The organism is Vibrio nigripulchritudo ATCC 27043 (genome assembly GCF_000222685.1).
GTDB lineage: Bacteria > Pseudomonadota > Gammaproteobacteria > Enterobacterales > Vibrionaceae > Vibrio > Vibrio nigripulchritudo.
Genome location: NZ_AFWJ01000267.1, coordinates 78,000 through 97,064 on the forward strand (window position 1 = coordinate 78,000; position 19,065 = coordinate 97,064).

The window sequence follows — 19,065 nt, forward strand, 5'->3', positions numbered from 1 at the left end:
TAATAAATTTACGAGGCGGGACACAATGAATGAAAAATATGCCGCGCTAAAAAGCAATGTGAGCATGTTAGGTCGATTGCTTGGCAATACCATTCAAGATGCACATGGCGAAGCGATCCTAGAGAAAGTCGAAACCATTCGTAAACTCTCAAAATCAGCAATGGCTGGTGGTCAGGAAGACAGAGAGAACCTCATCAAAGAAATTGAAAGTCTGCCTGATGAGCAACTGACACCAGTTGCCCGCGCATTCAATCAGTTCCTTAACCTCACTAACATGGCAGAGCAATACCACACGATTTCTCGCCATTGTGAGGAACACGTCTGTGAACCAGACGCTTTAAATAGCTTATTCTCAAAACTCAGCCAGAACAGCATCAGCAAGCTTGACACGGCACAAGCCGTTCGTGACTTAAACATTGAGCTTGTGCTGACCGCGCACCCAACTGAAATCACGCGCCGCACTATGATCAACAAGCTGGTGAAGATCAACGAATGCTTGTCGAAACTGGAACTGAGTGACCTTTCTTACAAAGAGCGTCAGAAAACTGAGCGCCGTCTGGAGCAGTTAATCGCTCAGGCATGGCATTCTGACGTTATTCGTCAGCAACGCCCTACACCTCTGGATGAAGCGAAATGGGGCTTTGCCGTAGTAGAGAACTCTCTATGGCAAGGCGTTCCTGACTTTCTGCGTGAACTCGACGAGAAGCTGGAAGGGTATCTGGACGAAGGGCTTCCAATTGATGCCCGCCCAGTGCACTTTTCTTCCTGGATGGGTGGTGACCGAGACGGCAACCCGTTTGTTACCCACACTATCACACGTGAAGTAATGCTGCTCTCTCGCTGGAAAGCGGCAGACCTTTACCTGAATGACATCAATGAACTGGTCAGCGAACTGTCGATGACCAAGTGCAGCGATGCGCTACGCGAACTGGCAGGCGAAGGACAACACGAACCTTACCGCGCCATTCTGAAACGCATTCGCGATGTGCTGACTGAAACTCGTGACATTCTTGAAGCAAAAATCAATGGTGAGCAGTTAGCAGTCAAAGCGCCGCTTAAATCCGTTGATCAGCTTTGGGAACCTCTACACGCGTGCTACCAGTCATTGCATGAGTGTGGCATGGGCGTCATTGCTGACGGCTCTCTGCTGGATACACTTCGTCGAATCAAAGCGTTTGGTATTCATCTGGTTCGTCTTGACATCCGACAGGAAAGTACCCGTCACTCGGATGTACTGTCTGAATTGACTCGTTATCTTGGTATCGGAGATTACGATCAGTGGAGCGAGCAGGACAAAGTTGCCTTCCTAACCGCAGAGTTGAGCTCTAAGCGTCCTCTTCTCCCACGCGACTGGGAACCTTCAGAACCCGTTAAAGAAGTACTGGATACCTGTCGTATCGTGGCAAGCCAGCCACGTGAAGCATTCGGTGCTTATGTCATCTCAATGGCGAGAACTGCTTCTGACGTTCTGGCTGTGCATCTTCTTCTGCAAGAATCAGGCTGTCCTTACCGCATGGACGTATGTCCTCTGTTTGAAACGCTGGACGATCTGAACAACGCGGAAGCAGTGATTACCCAGCTAATGGGTATCGACCTTTACCGTGGCTTCATCCAGAACCATCAAATGGTGATGATTGGCTATTCCGATTCCGCCAAAGATGCTGGTGTAATGGCAGCAGGCTGGGCGCAATATCGTGCCATGGAAGCCTTGGTTAAGGTTTCTGAAGAAGCAGGCATTGAGCTGACTCTCTTCCACGGACGTGGCGGTACAGTGGGTCGTGGTGGTGCTCCTGCACACGCTGCACTGCTGTCTCAGCCACCTAAGAGCCTTAAAGGCGGCTTACGCGTTACGGAACAGGGTGAGATGATTCGCTTTAAGCTGGGCTTGCCAGAAGTCGCAGTAAACAGCTTTAACATGTATGCCAGCGCAATTCTTGAAGCAAACCTGTTGCCGCCACCAGAGCCGAAGCAAGAATGGCGCGATCTGATGGATGTGCTGTCAGAAGTCTCCTGTGAAGCTTACCGAGGCGTGGTACGTGGTGAACCTGACTTCGTCCCTTACTTCCGTGCTGCGACGCCAGAGCTGGAACTGGGCATGCTGCCACTGGGTTCTCGCCCATCTAAGCGTAACCCTAAAGGTGGCGTAGAAAGCTTGCGCGCGATTCCGTGGATTTTCTCATGGAGCCAGAACCGTCTTGTTCTTCCTGCGTGGCTGGGTGCCGGTGAAGCCATTCAGTATTCAGTAGATAAAGGGCATCAGTCTCTATTGGAAGCTATGTGTCGCGAGTGGCCATTCTTCTCGACTCGCTTAGGCATGCTGGAAATGGTGTACTCAAAATGTAATATCGAGATTTCCCGCCTCTACGATCAGAAGCTCACAGACGAATCATTGTGGCCTTTAGGCGATAAACTGAGAGCTCAATTGCAAAAAGATATTAAAGCTGTTCTTAATGTTGAGAATAACGAAAACTTGATGCAAAGTGATCCATGGGGATTGGAATCTATACGCCTTCGCAACATCTATGTAGAGCCGTTGAATATGCTACAAGCAGAACTGCTATACCGCACAAGGCAGACAGAAACTCCGTCACCTGAGCTTGAAGAAGCATTAATGGTCACAATTGCTGGTATTGCTGCAGGAATGCGCAACACCGGCTAGGCAGTGCATTATTCTTCAAATGAGACAAAAAGCCGCTAAATGCGGCTTTTTGTATGGCACCAAAACACTATTGAGAATTTTGTCAGTTTTTACAACCAATCATATTCTTTATTCTACTTAATGCTTATTATTATTGATAAGCTATCTAATCGCTGTAACTATTTCTAATAACTATCCGCAGCATCTCTATGGCATTGAATTTGATCTTTTAGGTCTCATATTCAATAGCTGCCATTTTCTAGGTGATATAAGGCTAAGAAGGTGACAGGGCCATCTAAATTTGTCTTTAGATTGGTATGAGCACTAATTCACACAACATAAACGTACCGTAGAAGTACAATCGGTGAATTGGCGTTCAAGTTTTACAGTTTGATTGACCATTGGATTGAAGACATGTCATTACCGCACGTAATCCTTACTGTTTTAAGCACTCGAGATGCAACTGGATACGACATCACTAAAGAGTTCTCATACAGTATTGGCTATTTTTGGAAAGCGAGTCACCAACAGGTATACCGCGAGCTAAATAAAATGGCTCAAAACCAACTTGTGACTTGCGTGCTTGAGCCGCAAGAGGGCAAACCAGACAGGAAAGTTTATTCGATAACAGAAGAAGGACGCCGAGCACTTGGGGAGTGGTTTGACCAACCTACTGCACACCCGACCGTTCGCGATGAGTTCTCTGCCAAGTTAATGGCATGTTCCGTACAACCTTCTACTTCTTATATCGAACAGTTGACTGGTTTGATTGAAGAGTCCCGTCAGCTAGTAAACCACTACAAAGAAATTGAGTCGGTTTACTACGCAACGCCAAGTACTTTGGACAAGCAGGCTCGTTTAGAGCGCCTGACTTTGCGTCGCAACTTGTTGCTACGTGAAACTTGGGTAACCTGGGCTGAAGAAGTGCTTGCTGAACTTGAGGCGATGGCGTAATTACTCGCCTCTCACAAACAACAAAGGTTGGCGCATGCGCCAACCTTTTTTTATTTCTATAGAGCAGCAATTAACCCTGCGGGCGAACGCCTAGGGTGTGGCACAGCGCGTACGTCATTTCTGCACGGTTCAGCGTGTAGAAGTGGAAGTCTTTCACGCCTTCACGACTCAGGATACGCACCATATCAATCGCCTGACTCGCACCCACTAACTGACGAGTGGTTGGATCGTCATCCAAACCTTCGAATTGCTTCGACATCCACCCAGGAACTTTCACGTTGTTGATGGCAGCAAAACGAGACGCTTGCTTAAAGTTCGACACTGGCAATATCCCAGGTACGATTTCCACATCAATGCCCGCTGCAACACAGCGATCGCGGAAGCGAAGGTAGCTCTCTACATCAAAAAAGAACTGAGTGATGGCACGGTTTGCGCCTGCGTCTACTTTGCGCTTCAGGTTAAGCAAGTCTGCCTGAGCACTTTTCGCTTCTGGATGCACTTCTGGGAATGCCGCTACAGAGATGTCGAAGTCGTGCTGAGATTTCAGCAGCTCAACTAAATCTGATGCGTACATGTCTGGCGCACCGCCACCCGGTGGAATATCACCACGAAGCGCAACAATGCTTTCAATTCCATTGTTCCAGTAATCGTTCGCGATGTTCACCAGTTCGTCACGAGAAGCGTCAATACAGGTTAGGTGCGGCGCAGCAACCAGGCCAGTCTGGTCTTTGATCTCTTTAATGATGGAGTGCGTACGGTCTCGCTCACCAGAGTTTGCACCATAAGTTACAGACACAAACTTAGGTTGAAGGGTTTTCAGGCGGTGAACGGAGTTCCAAAGGGTCTCTTCCATCTTTTCACTGCTAGGCGGAAAAAACTCAAAGGAAACGTTGATGTCATCAGAAAGTTCAGCAACGTTCTGATTCAAAGCATCTATATGACTGGCGTGGGTATAACTCATGCTTCTCTCCCTGTGGCACCACCACAAAAAAACTCTTTTTTAATCCGTAACGACGTTTAGACGTCTATATGTCCAAAGAATGTCTTTTATCCGATTTAATGTCAACTGGATCACTATGAATTTTATTCATGATGCTGCTGAACATTTTTCAACATGAAAAATTACGGCATTTTTAAGAGATTGGGAATAGAAAAAAAGGGCGTTACACGCCCTTTTCTTAAAGAAGACCAGATAGCCTATTGAGATCTGATTGAATTGCCCCAGCGGTCACTGCTTTACCTGCACCAGGCCCGCGAATCACCAGTGGGTTATCTTTGTACCATTTACTCTCGATAGCAAAGATGTTGTCACAAGGAAGCAGATTCGCTAAAGCATGCTCTCGTGGAAGCGCCTCAACACCGACAGAGGCTTTGCCGTCTTTTTCCAGCCTTGCTACATAGCGAAGCACTTTGTCTTCTCTCTGAGCCTTTTCAAGGCGCTCTGCAAGGAGCTCGCTTAAGATTTGTCCGTTGTCTAAGAAATCATCCAGAGGCAAATCTCTCAAAGACTCTGGTACCAAGGATTCGACTTTTACGTTTTCTGGTTCAAGCTCTAAACCCGATTCACGCGCCAGAATCACCAGCTTACGCATCACGTCGGAGCCATCCAGGTCGCAACGTGGGTCAGGCTCAGTTAAACCTTGCTGCCAGGCCAGGTCCACTAAGTCGCTGAATGGTACCTGTCCATCAAACTGCTGGAACAACCAGGATAAGGTGCCTGAGAAAATGCCGGACAACGCCAATATGTCATCGCCACTTTCACGCAAATCGCGAACGGTATGGTTAACTGGTAAGCCTGCTCCTACCGTCGCGTTGTAGAACCAGTGGCGACCCGTTTTTGAAAACGCGTCCTGTACCTGATGGTAAACCTCACCCGGTGCGGAGCCAGCCACTTTGTTTGCAGAAATCAAATGAAAACCGTGTTCCGCAATGCTTACATATTGATCGGACAGCGCCTCACTTGCGGTCACATCCAATACAATGACTTCATCGTACTTCTGTTGGTGGGCAAGTTTGTCCAGCCATTCTGTGCCGTCATTGCTGATCGCTTCATCGTCAAACCGACTGAATACTTCATTGGCATCAATGCCACTAAAGTCGAGCCAGTAGGTCTGGCTGTCTACTACCGCCACTAGGTCAAAGGTTTTGCCGTAGCGCTTTTCCAGTTCGTCTTTCTGCTCTGAAAACAATTCAAGCCAGCTGGAGCCAATGTTGCCTTTACCACACAGTGCGATAGCCACACGTTTCTGCGCCTGAAACAGCTGGCTGTGAATGCCTGTGATCAATCGAGAAGTGTCGGTCTTGCGAAGAATCGCCACCAGACTCAGTCCAGATTCTGCTTCGCTGATAAATTCCACCGGACCGTTTTTCAGTTGCTGGTAGAATCCATAGCAGTGGTTCGGGTTATTGGTCACGCCCGCCCCCACAGCAGCAACCAGAGAATAGCCTTCTTTTAGTTTAATCTCGGCGCCAATGGACACATCCTGAAGGTGGGATAGCGCATCCCCCGCCACTTCGCTGGTGTAAGCCAGAAGTAAACAGCCCTGATCTTCTTGTGCTTCAAAAGCCAGTGGGCTTAATTGAGCGCGAGTTAGAGTGGTGAGTACTTCTTTCGAATGATGATCAAAATCGTGGCCATGCCCGAAGTCCACTTTCACTAACAACACTTCATCCAGAGAAGTAATGATTTTTGCGCCACGACCAGACGCCAGCACACGCTCGATACGGGTCGAACCCGATTCAGGCTGGTAACTACAACGCAAATGCAGTTCCATCGCACTTTGAGCGACAGGCTGAAGTGTACGGCTATGGAGTACAGGGGCAGCTAGACGAGCCAGTTCACTGGCTTCATCAAGACGAAGCAGCGGCAATAGGCAAGCATCAGATACTTTGCGCGGATCCGAGCTGTATACCCCGGCAACATCACTCCAGATTGTCACGCGAGTAGCTTCAGCCAAAGCTCCGATTACCGTTGCAGAGTAGTCAGAACCATTACGACCAAGCAAAACGGTTTCACCATCGTCGTTTTTTGCCATAAAGCCCGTAATCACCACTCGGCACTGACGGTGCTGTGCCAGCGATTCTTTGATAAGTGGGTAAGAGCGCGCGCGATCCACCTCGGGCTGCGCACCATGCTCTGCTCGAAGGAAATCACGCGAGTCCTGAGAGACGGCTTCGAGATTATTGTGATTCAGCAGTTCAGCCAGCAGTCTTGCCGACCAAAGCTCACCGTGCCCCATTGCGGAAGATTTTTGCGCACTTGTAAGCGGGAACGAAAGCTCACCCAATCCGGAGAATTCGGTATTCAGGGCATCCAATAACCCGGCAGCACGCTCTTCAGGCAATAGGCTTTCAATCAGATTAGTCTGGTATTGTCTTAGTTCTTGCAACATCTCATGAGCGACACGACCGTCTTTTTCTAACGCCCCTAACCAGGCAATCAGTTGGTTGGTGGTGCTTCCTGCCGCCGACACCACCACAAGGTCGTTCGGCTGAGAATATTCTTTAAGGATGTTGACTACGCGCTGGTAGCACTCTGCATCAGCCAGGCTGCTACCACCGAATTTGTGTAATTGGCGTTCAACCGTCATTACGCCACCTCCCTGGCTTTGACAAACGCTTGTTCTAGGTCAGCGATCAGGTCATTCACGTCTTCAAGACCGACAGAAAGACGCAACAATGTTGGTGCAATGCCAGCTTCAGCCTGTGCTTCATCGCTCATGGCACGGTGCGTCATAGAGCCTGGATGACAAATAAGACTTTCTACGCCACCCAGCGATTCTGCTAACGAGAACAGAGTCAGCGAGCTGGCAAAGACCTTCATCTGCTCCACGCTTCCGTTAAGTTCAAAACTCAGCATAGAACCAAATCCAGACTGCTGCTTTTTGGCAATATCATGACCTGGGTGCTCTGGCAAACTTGGGTGATAAATGGTGCCCACCAGCTCGTGCTCTTTCAGGTAAGCCAGAATCGTGTTTGAGCTTTCTTCATGCACGCGCATACGAGCGCCCAACGTGCGTAATCCACGCAATGTCATGTAGCTGTCGAAAGGCGTACCAGTTGCACCAATACAGTTACCCCACCACGCCAGTTCTTCTGCATGTTTTTCGTCTTTGCAAATCAGCACACCGCCAATCACATCCGAATGACCATTAATGTACTTGGTGGTCGAGTGGATAACAAAGTCTGCACCTAGCGTTAAAGGCTTTTGGTACACAGGTGTCAGAAAGGTGTTGTCGACCGCAACAAGTGCACCAACCGCTTTGGCTTGCTGGCATATTTTTTCAATATCCACCACGCGAACCAATGGATTTGAAGGGGTTTCCAGCAATACCAGTTTTGGTTTCTTGCTGATTGCCGCAGCCAGTGCCTCATCGTCTGACTGATCAACAAACTCAACTTTGAAATCTCCTTTCAAAGCGCGAGTGTTGAATAAGCGATGGGTTCCGCCGTAGCAGTCGTGTGGCGCAACGATAAGATCATCTGGACCCAGAAATGCCGTTACCCACAGATTAATTGCTGCCGTACCTGTGTTGGTAATGATGGCATTTGCGCCTTCTTCGAGTTCAGAAAGTGCTTGCTCCAGCAACCCACGGTTTGGGTTTCCAGAACGGGTGTAATCGTATTTTGGTACTTCACCAAAAGACGGAAAACCATAGTTTGTCGACAGATAAATCGGTGGGACAACCGCGTGATACTGGGTATCCGCTTCAATACCAGTTCTTACGGCAATAGTGGCTGGCTTTCGTTGGCTCATATAGTTGGTCTTCCTTTCCAGTGGTGCGTTTTACTTGAGCATCTGTTATACCAATTACAAACGCTGGATAACATGCAAGTGACGTGTTTTAACTGAGAGTGTCACGATTAATGTGCAACACTTTAGCGCCATCATTTTGGGACGTCAACACTTCTAGACGTCCATATGTCTTTGCTTATGGCGGTAAAAGTCGCTAAAATCCCACTTTATGAAAGGCTAAGTCGCTAAAACACATGAAAACAGCTTGCTGGGCGAACTAGTCATCCATTTTAGATAAATTATAACTGAAGGTGCGCAATGGCAGATTGGAATGGCGAGTACATCAGCCCCTATGCTGAACATGGCAAAAAAAGCGAACAAGTCAAAAAAATTACCGTATCAATCCCGCTAAAAGTACTAAAAGTACTGACTGACGAGAGAACCCGCCGCCAAATCAACAATTTGCGTCACGCGACTAATAGCGAACTGCTTTGTGAAGCCTTCCTTCACGCCTACACAGGTCAGCCTCTTCCAACAGATGAAGACTTGCGTAAGGATCGCCCGGATGACATTCCAACCGAAGCGAAAGCCATTATGACGGCAATGGGCATCGAGTTCGAAGCTTACGATGACGAATAAAACGAAGGGACAGCAAATGCTGTCCCTTCTTTATTGAATCGCACGACTTGGCAATTTATCCAAGTCGTTTTTTATTCCACCTAGTTTTTATTCTAATTGGCTTTTATTCCAAATAGCTTTCAGGCATGTCGATTCTCGCAACCCCAGAATCAATCGCTGCCTGAGCAACCGCTTTTGCCACTCGAGGCAACAAACGTGGATCCATAGGTTTAGGAATAATATAGCCAGCGCCAAATTCCAGGTTCTCTACTCCAGCTGCTTTTTTCACTTCTTCCGGCACGTCTTCTTTTGCCAGTTGGCGAATCGCATCAACCGCAGCCAGTTTCATTTCATCATTAATCTCGCTAGCACGAACGTCCAATGCACCGCGGAAAATGAATGGGAAACAAATAACATTGTTGACCTGGTTCGGGTAATCGCTGCGACCAGTTCCCATAATCAAATCGTCACGAACTTGGTGCGCCAGCTCGGGCTTGATTTCCGGATCCGGGTTAGAACACGCGAACACCACTGGTTTGTCTGCCATTAGCTTCAACGCTTCTGCTGGCAGCAAATCAGGACCAGACACACCCAGGAATAAATCGGCACCGTCAATGACATCCTCAAGCGTGCGTTTGTCGGTGTTATTGGCAAACAGTTGCTTGTACTCGTTCAAATCATCACGACGGGTGTGAATCACCCCTTTGCGGTCCAGCATGTAGATTTTCTCACGCTGCGCGCCACATTTAATCAAAAGCTCCATACAGGCAACGGCTGCTGCACCAGCGCCCAAACAGACGATAGTGGCGTCTTCCAGCTTTTTACCTTGCAGTTCGATGGCGTTCAACATACCTGCAGCAGTAACGATAGCCGTACCATGCTGGTCATCGTGGAAAACAGGCACGTCACAACGCTCAATCAAGCGTTGCTCAATCTCGAAACAGTCTGGGGCTTTGATGTCTTCTAGGTTAATGCCGCCGAAGGTGTCGGCAATGTTGGCAACCGTATCGACAAACTCGTCGATGGTGCGATGCTTTACTTCAATATCAATCGAGTCCAGACCAGCAAAGCGTTTAAACAGAAGGGATTTCCCTTCCATCACGGGTTTTGACGCCAGAGGACCCAAGTTACCCAAACCAAGGATGGCGGTTCCGTTGGAAATAACGGCAACCATATTTCCTTTAGCGGTGTACTTGTAAACGTTATCGGCGTTTTGCGCGATTTCACGGACTGGCTCTGCCACACCAGGACTGTACGCAAGCGCGAGGTCTTCGACGGTATTGGCGGGTTTTGTCAGTTCGACAGAAATCTTTCCGGCTGTAGGTTGAGCGTGATAGTCCAGAGCTTGTTGGCGAAAATCTTGTAGGGTGTTGTCTTCAGACATGTGGGGACGTTCCAATTATTGTTTTTTGTTGGGGTAAAGTGCATTTGTTGCATGGTGAGCTGATACCGACCGCAAAAAAGGCTCAAACTCTGTTGTTATACTAAAGTATGACTTGCATTCTTCATAGATTAGCTAAGTTAAAGAAAGGCAATTTTGGAAGAGCTAAGACCACTTAACCGAGAGCTAAATCAAAAAATATTTATTTCATCAACGAAAAAAGGACGCCGAGGGCGTCCTTTTCAAATTTGGTCAGTATTACGAGTACGTAATTACTTCTTGCTGCTTAGAGCACCGAAACGCTTGTTGAAGCGATCTACACGACCGCCAGTATCAACGATACGCTGCTTACCTGTGTAGAATGGGTGACATTTGTCACATACGTCCAGGTGGATTGACTCTTTCTCTAGAGTTGTCTGGAACTCAAACGTGTTGCCACAAGAACAAGTTGCTGCAACAGATTTGTATTCTGGGTGAATACCTACTTTCATGGGATAACCTCAAATTGGGCCGTGTCGCTATCCGATTCTATGCCGGACACCACACGTAGTTTAGATAATTCGATGCAGAATGACCACATCATCAAGGCGCAGTATAGTAATGAAACATGAGGGTAGGATCAACCTATTTGGCAGTTTTTTCGCCAACTATTTTCACAAACAGTGTGGTTTTATTTCGCCTTACCCTAAAGGGTAAGATGCTCCAGTTTCAGCAAGACTGCACCACTAGGTTACCTGACCTTACTAACTCAGTTATAATCAGATCATTCCTATCAGGTTCATTATAAAAGATTTATGCGCCCTTCTATTGCCAGAGTCGCCTTGCCCGTCCCATTAGACAAGCAATTTGACTACCTTATCGCTTCCCACCAGTTCCCGGTTATTGGCGGGCGCGTTAGCGTACCTTTTGGCAGGCAGACTCTGGTAGGCGTCGTGACCGAGCTTGTTTCTCAGTCTGAGTTTCCTCTACATCAGCTCAAAACCATTAGAGAAGTGCTTGATGACAAGCCTGTGTGGTCAGACTCGTTATATTCTCTTCTTCAGTGGTGCAGCCAGTTTTACCTTTATCCACTGGGTGACACGCTAGCTAACGCTATGCCAGCAATGTTGCGAAAAGGGCGTGCCGCCGACTTTACTGCGTTGAAAGAATGGTTCATCACTCCGGCAGGTAAAGACCGCTTGATGACTGGTTTTGGGCGCGCGGTTCAGCAAGCCAAGGTAATGGGATTACTGGAAAATGGACCGGTTTCCCATCAGGCGATGCTGGATAATGAAGTCTCCAGCTCCGTTTTGAATACCTTAGAGGACAAAGGCTGGATAGAGCAGCGAGAACGCCAGCCCAAAGCCATTAACTGGTCAAACGAAGTAGAGAGTGACGACGACAAGCCCAAGTTGAATGAAGAACAGTCCGTCGCGATTGCTGCGGTAAACAGCCATCAAAGTTATGGCTGCTTCTTACTTGAAGGGGTGACAGGTTCAGGCAAAACCGAGGTTTACCTCAATATGATCAAGCCTGTTCTGGAGAAAGGCAGGCAGGCATTGGTACTGGTTCCTGAAATCGGGTTAACACCGCAAACCATTAATCGCTTCAAACGGCGCTTTCAGGTTCCGGTTGAAGTCATCCACTCCGGGCTGAACGATACCGAGCGCCTTAACGCCTGGTTGGCAGCGCGGGATAAGCACGCAGGCATCGTAATTGGCACTCGCAGTGCGCTCCTGACGCCGTTTGCTGACCTGGGCATCATCATCGTCGATGAAGAACACGATGCCTCCTACAAGCAACAAGACAGCCTTCGTTATCACGCGCGGGATGTGGCAGTGATGCGCGCAGCCAAAGAAAAGATTCCTGTGGTTTTGGGTAGCGCAACACCCGCACTCGAAACGCTGCACAATGCCCTGACGGGCAAATATCATCACTTAACGCTTTCAAACCGAGCGGGGTCTGCCGTACCCACCACCAATAAAGTATTGGATGTAAAAGGGCTGTATCTCGAAAGCGGGCTGTCTGCTCCGCTGATAGCGGAAATGCGTAAACACCTCAATGCGGGCAATCAGGTGATGTTGTTTCTTAACCGACGCGGTTACTCCCCTGCTCTGATGTGTCATGAATGTGGGTGGATAGCGGATTGCCATCGCTGCGATGCTTATTACACCTTTCACCAACACAGCCGTGAAATGCGTTGTCATCACTGTGGGGCACAACATCCTGTCATACACCAATGCCAGGGCTGCGGCTCAACACAACTGGTTTCCGTGGGAGTGGGCACCGAGCAACTGGAAGAACAGTTAGCCACTTTATTCCCCGATTTTAAAGCCATTCGAATAGACCGAGACAGCACTCGTCGAAAAGGCAGCCTGGAAACCGCGCTTAAGGCGATTCGTAATAACGAGTACCAGATTCTGATTGGCACACAAATGCTGGCGAAAGGGCATCACTTCCCGGACGTCACGTTAGTAGGGCTTATCGATGTGGACAGCTCACTCTATAGCTCAGATTTTCGAGCATCAGAAAGACTGGCTCAATTGTTCATTCAAGTGGCAGGGAGAGCAGGGAGAGCCAGTAAAGCCGGTGAAGTTATCCTTCAGACTCATCACCCAGAGCACCAACTTCTACAGGCGCTCATTCATAAAGGCTATCGTCATTTCGCCAGCACAGCTTTAGAAGAAAGGAAGCTCGCGCTGCTGCCGCCTTACGCTTTCTTGACCTTATTTCGCGCTGAAGCGAATCAGGAAGGAGCTGGAGAATTATTCCTGCGTCAGGTCAGGCAAACTATTGAATCACATCCGCTTTTCAATGATGAATGTATGGTATTGGGACCAATGCCTGCACCTCTGGCACGCCGTGCGGGAAAATCACGATGGCAATTAATGTTGCAAGCCCCATCACGTTCTTTAATGCAACAATTACTGTACAGTTCAAAACCAGTCATCGACACATTGCCGATGGCGAAAAAAGTGCGCTGGACCACTGACATCGAACCGCAAGATCTCTCCTGATAAGTAAAATCTCTGTAAATTGATGTGATGTCAGTTCTGTTACTGGATCAGACTTTGTAGCTAGTTTGAGAAAACGAATATGATCCTATGTGATTGATGTCACGGTACTCATGCAAAATTTGTTAATCTGCCCGTAAATTAATCTTAATTTAGAGCATAAAATATCCAATAAAAAAGTTGCTCACGTCAGCGCTAGGTTTAATTGTTATAGATGCTTAAATACAGCCATGAAAAATAAAGAGGACAACTTATTATGGCGACAATGAAGGATGTTGCCCAGCTAGCAGGAGTTTCAACTGCAACGGTATCGAGGGCTTTGATGAATCCTGAGAAGGTTTCGTCGACGACACGTAAACGTGTGGAAAGCGCCGTTTTGGAAGCTGGTTATTCGCCGAATTCACTGGCAAGAAACTTACGACGTAATGAATCCAAAACTATCGTTGCAATCGTCCCTGACATTTGCGACTCCTACTTTACAGAGATCATTCGCGGCATTGAGGATGTGGCCGTGGAAAACGGGTATCTCGTATTGTTAGGAGACAGCGGTCAGCAGAAGAAACGAGAGAGCTCACTGGTCAACCTGGTCTTTACCAAACAAGCAGACGGCATGTTGTTATTGGGGACACACCTGCCGTTTGATGTCAGCAAACCGGAACAGAAAAACTTGCCACCACTGGTCATGGCATGTGAATTCGCGCCGGAACTGGAATTGCCGACAGTGCATATTGATAACCTAACGTCTTCGTTCGAAGCGGTGAACTACCTCACCCAAATGGGTCATTCGAAGATTGCTCAGATTTCAGGACCTGACGATGCAGCATTGTGTCAGTTCCGTAACCAGGGTTATCAGCAGGCTTTACGTCGCGCTGGCATCACCATGAATCCAACTTACAAAGAAATGGGCGATTTCACCTTTGAATCAGGGCAAAAGGCAATCGCAAAACTTCTGGCACTTCCGGAACCACCAACTGCCGTTTTCTGCCACAATGACGCCATGGCAATCGGCGCTATTAAGGGAGCAAAAGCGGCTGGATTGAAAGTACCTCAAGACCTGTCTGTTGTCGGGTTTGATGATATTCAGTTCGCGGAGTTCTGTGATCCACCATTGACGACTATTACCCAACCTCGCTACGAGATCGGTCGTCAGGCAATGTTGATGCTGCTTGAGATACTCAAAGGCAGAGATGTACATGCCGGATCACGTCTACTGGAAACAGAACTGAAAATCCGAGACAGCGCAGCGCCTCCAAGAAGCTAAGGCTTCATGGGTCTGTGACCCAAAAGATGGACACACCTGCAAGCTTTTCAATGGTAACACTGGTTTTCCAGAGTAATTCTGGATTACCATGTTACCCGTTTTTATTGAACGCAAGCTGTTAAACCGTGGCAAATAAAGATTACGTAAGAAGAGGACGTGGGCAAAAAAAGCCTACCAGAAAACAAACATCCAATAAGAAGCCGTGGAAAGCAGGCATCGTCGCCATATTACTGGCTGGCGCATTTGGTTATGGGCTTTACACACTAAGCCAGGATCCGGAGCCGCCTAAACCACAAGTGGTGGAAAAACCGAAAAAGCCCGTCAGCAAACCAAAACCACTGCCGCCTCCACCAGAGGAAAAATGGGAGTACGTTGAATCACTGCCCAAACGTGAAGTACAGGTCGAAGCCAAAGAACAAGTGGTTTCTGATATTCCTTACATCATGCAGTGTGGTGCCTACAAAACTCTGGCGCAGGCAGAAGCTCGTAAAGTGGATATTGCTTTTCAGGGGATCAGTAGCAAGATTCGCAAGAAAGAAGGCAGTAGCTGGTATCGCGTCGTATTAGGGCCTTACACCTTCAAACGCGATGCGGAGCGCGATCGCCATAAGCTACAACGGGCAAAAATCGAACCGTGCGCTATTTGGAAAGAATCGCAATAACCGATGTATAAAACACAAAACATCAAACATTCTCAGGGGAGCCAGTTGGCTCCCTTGTTTTTTTCTCTCCTGCCCTCATATTTCACATATATCGCGAGCGAAACAAAAGGTTAATAAAAGTGACTACTATCGTATCTGTACGCCGAAATAATAAAGTCGTCATTGCTGGAGACGGTCAGGTTTCTTTAGGAAATACCGTCATGAAAGGCAACGCAAAGAAAGTACGCCGCCTCTACAATAATAAAGTACTGGCAGGTTTTGCCGGCGGTACGGCTGACGCATTCACACTATTTGAGCGCTTCGAAAGCAAACTGCAAATGCATCAAGGGCATCTGACCAAAGCCGCAGTAGAACTGGCAAAAGACTGGCGCAGTGACCGCGCACTGAGAAAACTCGAAGCACTGCTTGCGGTTGCGGATGAAACCGCTTCGCTGATCATCACAGGTAATGGTGATGTGGTTCAGCCAGAAAACGACTTAATTGCCATTGGCTCTGGTGGTAACTTTGCTCAGGCAGCCGCTACTGCTTTACTGGAAAACACCGAGCTTGATGCCCGAGAAATTGCTGAAAAATCACTGAAAATTGCTGGTGATATCTGTGTATTCACCAATCATCACCACACGGTCGAAGAACTCGACACAGCAGCGCAAGAATCATAAGGAATTCAATATGTCTGAAATGACGCCAAGAGAAATTGTTCACGAATTGAATCGCCACATCATCGGACAAGACAAAGCAAAGCGCGCTGTGGCGATCGCTCTTCGTAACCGCTGGCGCCGCATGCAGCTTGAAGAAAGCTTACGCGTCGAAGTCTCCCCCAAGAACATTCTGATGATCGGTCCGACCGGTGTCGGTAAAACAGAAATCGCTCGTCGCCTTGCCAAGCTGGCCAATGCCCCATTCATGAAAGTGGAAGCCACTAAATTCACGGAAGTGGGTTACGTGGGTAAGGAAGTGGAAACCATCATTCGCGATCTGACGGATGTAGCCATCAAGATGACTCACCAGCAAGCGATGGAAAAAGTAAAATTCCGCGCTGAAGAGCAGGCAGAAGAACGCATTCTGGATGCCCTGCTTCCACCACCGCGTGAAGGCTGGGGTTCCGGCGACGCCGCTGAAGAAAAGTCCAATACACGTCAGATCTTCCGCAAGAAACTTCGCGAAGGTCAGCTAGACGACAAAGAGATCGACATCGAAATTGCTGCTCCGCAAATGGGCGTAGAAATCATGGCGCCTCCTGGCATGGAAGAGATGACCAATCAGCTTCAGGGCATGTTCCAGAACCTTGCCGGCGACACCAAGAAAAGCCGCAAGATGAAAATAAAAGACGCGTTCAAAGCTCTGACAGAAGAAGAAGCAGCAAAGCTGGTCAATCAGGAAGAGTTGAAAGAACAAGCCATCTACAATGTTGAAAACAACGGCATTGTCTTCATCGATGAAATCGACAAGATTTGTAAACGTGGTGAAAGTTCAGGTCCGGACGTATCTCGTGAAGGAGTTCAACGTGACTTACTTCCTCTTATCGAGGGCAGCACCGTTTCCACCAAGCACGGCATGGTCAAAACTGACCACATCCTGTTCATTGCATCCGGTGCATTCCAGGTAGCGAAACCATCAGACCTGATTCCAGAATTGCAGGGTCGTCTGCCAATTCGTGTGGAACTGGAAGCGCTAACCAGTGATGATTTCAAACGCATTCTGACAGAGCCTAAAGCTTCTCTGACCGAGCAGTATTCTGCTCTGATGGCGACAGAATCCGTTGACGTTTCATTCACTGAAGAAGGTGTTGATCAAATTGCCAATGCCGCGTGGCAAGTGAACGAAACCACTGAAAACATTGGTGCTCGTCGTCTTCACACTGTGATGGAACGCCTGATGGAAGAGATTTCGTTTGAAGCGACCGACAAGAGCGGAACGGCTGTGAAAATTGACGCGGAGTACGTGAAATCCAAGCTGGGTGAGTTTGTTGAAGACGAAGATCTCAGTCGCTTTATCCTGTAAGTCTGCATTGGATACATCCAAATATTTGATGTAAAACAAGCCCACCTCAGTTAGGTGGGCTTTTGGTATTCCCCTCTGCTGGCGCGTTGATATACTGGATACAAATCGGTCAACGACGTACGACGCATGAGACAATCACTAAGTGTATGGCTTGATGCCGCTCGCCCCAAAACACTGCCACTGGCGTTTGCTTCTATCGCAACAGGCAGCAGTGTTGCCCTATTTAATGGTCACTTTTCATTCCCAGTCATGGTACTGGCTCTTCTTACCGCAATACTGCTGCAAATCCTTTCCAACCTTGCGAATGACTATGGTGACGCAATAAAAGGAACTGATAACAAGGAGCGTATTGGTCCAACTCGTGCCATTCAGTCTGGTGCGGTGACTCCACAGACCATGAAACAAGCCATCATCATCAATATTATTCTGACTATCGCATCGGGTCTTGCGCTTATCTTCTATGCCCTGCAAACGCCTACCAGCATCATGGCATTCATCGGGCTTGGGCTTTTGGCTATCATCGCTGCCATTGCTTATACCGTGGGCAACAAACCTTATGGCTACATTGGCTTGGGAGATTTGTCGGTGTTTATCTTCTTCGGTCTGCTTGGCGTAGCGGGCACGTTCTTCCTCCATACAGGGTTTATTGATGCCACCACATTTTTACCCTCAGTCGGGTGCGGTTTGCTGGCAGTAGCCGTTCTGAACATCAATAACATGCGAGATATTGAGAATGATGCAGCCTGCGGGAAACGCACTATGGCTGTTCGCTTGGGAGCAGAGCGAGCCAAGCGCTACCACCTGCTTTTACTCACTGGCGGGATTGTTCCTTTTATCGCATTTTTAGCTCTGCACAATACCGCGCTGGCCTGGGGCTTAGCCATGCTGCTGGCGGTGCTTCTCACCGTTAATCACGGTAAAGCGGTACTGGCAGCGACGACCCCAACTGAGCTTGCGCCTATGATGCCAGTTATCGTCAAATGTGCTCTGGTCACTAACCTGTTGTTCTCAATCGTGATCACGGGTCAAACTCTGATGACTTAATTGAGTCTTGTCATTGCATTGACTTACTAGGCATATATACTCGAATACAGAACTGTGTAACAGAAGACGACATTGCTTATGGAATACAACACCTCAGCACTATGCGATATCTATCAGGATCAGGTAGATGTAGTGGAGCCTATGTTCAGTAATTTTGGTGGTAGCGCCTCATTTGCAGGTCAGATTACAACCATCAAATGTTTTGAAGACAACGGGCTGATCCGTAACACGCTTGAACAAGATGGTGTTGGTCGAGTATTGCTGATCGATGGTGGTGGTTCATTACGCCGCGCGCTCATCGACGCTGAGCTTGCGTCTCTGGCAGAAGAAAATGAATGGGAAGGCATTGTAGTTTATGGATGCGTTCGCGAAGTTGATGAACTGGAAGACATGAACCTCGGTATTCAGGCTCTAGCCTCAATCCCCGTAGGAGCCGCGCAGCAAGAAATCGGCGAGCAAGATCTAGCCGTTAATTTTGGTGGAGTCACCTTCTTACCTGACGATTACCTTTACGCTGACAACACAGGCATCATCATCTCTCAGGAACCTCTTGATTCCGACCTAGAAGGCGAAGAAGAAGACGAGTTCACCGAAGACGACGAAGAATAAGACTTCCGCTCACCCAATACCAAAAAAGCAGCCATCGGCTGCTTTTTCACTTTTTGAACCAATTACTTGCAAGCTAAACATTGGTTCAATCAGAAAATCATGAACTAAGTGCTGCTTCTATCTTTTTAGAGCTAGGAAGAAGCGCGGAGTTTACGCATGTAAATGAGCA

The 19,065-nt window shown here is 48.1% G+C and carries 15 protein-coding genes; 10 read left to right on the top strand and 5 right to left on the bottom strand.

The window, feature by feature from the left end; genetic code table 11:
• The first annotated feature begins 25 nt into the window (after nt 1–25).
• Together ppc and RH89_RS18560 are read left to right on the top strand one after the other, a co-directional pair.
• Nucleotides 26–2,659: a phosphoenolpyruvate carboxylase gene (gene ppc, locus RH89_RS18555; protein WP_004405356.1), complete on the top strand. Its 2,634-nt coding sequence runs from the start codon at nt 26–28 to the stop codon at nt 2,657–2,659.
• Nucleotides 2,660–3,052: 393 nt separating this feature from the next.
• Nucleotides 3,053–3,592 carry a PadR family transcriptional regulator gene (locus RH89_RS18560; RefSeq protein ID WP_022551979.1) on the top strand — a complete coding sequence of 180 codons (540 nt, stop codon included), beginning with the start codon at nt 3,053–3,055 and terminating at the stop codon, nt 3,590–3,592.
• Between the two features lie 70 nt (nt 3,593–3,662).
• Here RH89_RS18560 and metF read toward each other — a convergent pair whose 3' ends face one another.
• The 3 genes from metF to RH89_RS18575 all read right to left on the bottom strand — a co-directional run bounded on the left by metF (nt 3,663) and on the right by RH89_RS18575 (nt 8,348).
• Entirely contained in the window at nt 3,663–4,553 is an 891-nt protein-coding gene (metF, locus tag RH89_RS18565; RefSeq protein WP_004405358.1) for a methylenetetrahydrofolate reductase, read from the bottom strand.
• A 217-nt stretch (nt 4,554–4,770) separates the two neighbouring features.
• The gene (locus RH89_RS18570; protein ID WP_004405359.1) at nt 4,771–7,182 is read right to left on the bottom strand and encodes a bifunctional aspartate kinase/homoserine dehydrogenase II; all 2,412 of its coding nucleotides are present in this window, start codon (nt 7,180–7,182) and stop codon (nt 4,771–4,773) included.
• The gene (locus RH89_RS18575) at nt 7,182–8,348 is read right to left on the bottom strand and encodes an O-succinylhomoserine (thiol)-lyase (protein WP_004405360.1); all 1,167 of its coding nucleotides are present in this window, start codon (nt 8,346–8,348) and stop codon (nt 7,182–7,184) included. The genes RH89_RS18570 and RH89_RS18575 overlap by 1 nt, the downstream gene beginning before the upstream one ends.
• 297 nt (nt 8,349–8,645) lie before the next feature.
• Between RH89_RS18575 and metJ the strand changes: the two genes are divergently transcribed.
• Nucleotides 8,646–8,966, top strand: coding sequence for a met regulon transcriptional regulator MetJ (gene metJ, locus RH89_RS18580; RefSeq protein ID WP_004405361.1), 321 nt, complete (start codon nt 8,646–8,648; stop codon nt 8,964–8,966).
• A 103-nt stretch (nt 8,967–9,069) separates the two neighbouring features.
• Here the strand turns inward: metJ and RH89_RS18585 are convergent, their stop codons facing one another.
• Both RH89_RS18585 and rpmE read right to left on the bottom strand, forming a co-directional pair.
• The gene (locus tag RH89_RS18585; RefSeq protein WP_004405362.1) at nt 9,070–10,329 is read right to left on the bottom strand and encodes a malic enzyme-like NAD(P)-binding protein; all 1,260 of its coding nucleotides are present in this window, start codon (nt 10,327–10,329) and stop codon (nt 9,070–9,072) included.
• Nucleotides 10,330–10,598: 269 nt separating this feature from the next.
• Nucleotides 10,599–10,817 (bottom strand): 50S ribosomal protein L31, encoded by a 219-nt coding sequence (gene rpmE, locus RH89_RS18590; RefSeq protein WP_004405363.1) that lies wholly within the window; start codon nt 10,815–10,817, stop codon nt 10,599–10,601.
• A gap of 303 nt (nt 10,818–11,120) precedes the next feature.
• Between rpmE and priA the strand changes: the two genes are divergently transcribed.
• The 7 genes from priA (at nt 11,121) to rraA (ending at nt 18,896) form a co-directional block, all read left to right on the top strand.
• Nucleotides 11,121–13,322, top strand: a complete 2,202-nt coding sequence (gene priA / locus RH89_RS18595) for a primosomal protein N' (RefSeq protein WP_004405364.1) — start codon at nt 11,121–11,123, stop codon at nt 13,320–13,322.
• Nucleotides 13,323–13,575: 253 nt separating this feature from the next.
• Nucleotides 13,576–14,580 carry a DNA-binding transcriptional regulator CytR gene (gene cytR, locus RH89_RS18600; RefSeq protein ID WP_004405365.1) on the top strand — a complete coding sequence of 335 codons (1,005 nt, stop codon included), beginning with the start codon at nt 13,576–13,578 and terminating at the stop codon, nt 14,578–14,580.
• Nucleotides 14,581–14,705: 125 nt separating this feature from the next.
• The gene (locus RH89_RS18605; protein WP_004405366.1) at nt 14,706–15,242 is read left to right on the top strand and encodes an SPOR domain-containing protein; all 537 of its coding nucleotides are present in this window, start codon (nt 14,706–14,708) and stop codon (nt 15,240–15,242) included.
• A 119-nt stretch (nt 15,243–15,361) separates the two neighbouring features.
• On the top strand, nt 15,362–15,901 hold the full coding sequence (hslV, locus tag RH89_RS18610; RefSeq protein WP_022591191.1) for an ATP-dependent protease subunit HslV: 540 nt from the start codon (nt 15,362–15,364) through the stop codon (nt 15,899–15,901).
• Between the two features lie 10 nt (nt 15,902–15,911).
• Nucleotides 15,912–17,243 carry an HslU--HslV peptidase ATPase subunit gene (gene hslU / locus RH89_RS18615; protein WP_004405369.1) on the top strand — a complete coding sequence of 444 codons (1,332 nt, stop codon included), beginning with the start codon at nt 15,912–15,914 and terminating at the stop codon, nt 17,241–17,243.
• 126 nt (nt 17,244–17,369) lie between these two features.
• Nucleotides 17,370–18,287, top strand: coding sequence for a 1,4-dihydroxy-2-naphthoate polyprenyltransferase (locus tag RH89_RS18620; protein ID WP_004405372.1), 918 nt, complete (start codon nt 17,370–17,372; stop codon nt 18,285–18,287).
• Between the two features lie 78 nt (nt 18,288–18,365).
• Entirely contained in the window at nt 18,366–18,896 is a 531-nt protein-coding gene (rraA, locus tag RH89_RS18625) for a ribonuclease E activity regulator RraA (protein ID WP_004405373.1), read from the top strand.
• The last annotated feature ends 169 nt before the right edge of the window (nt 18,897–19,065 follow it).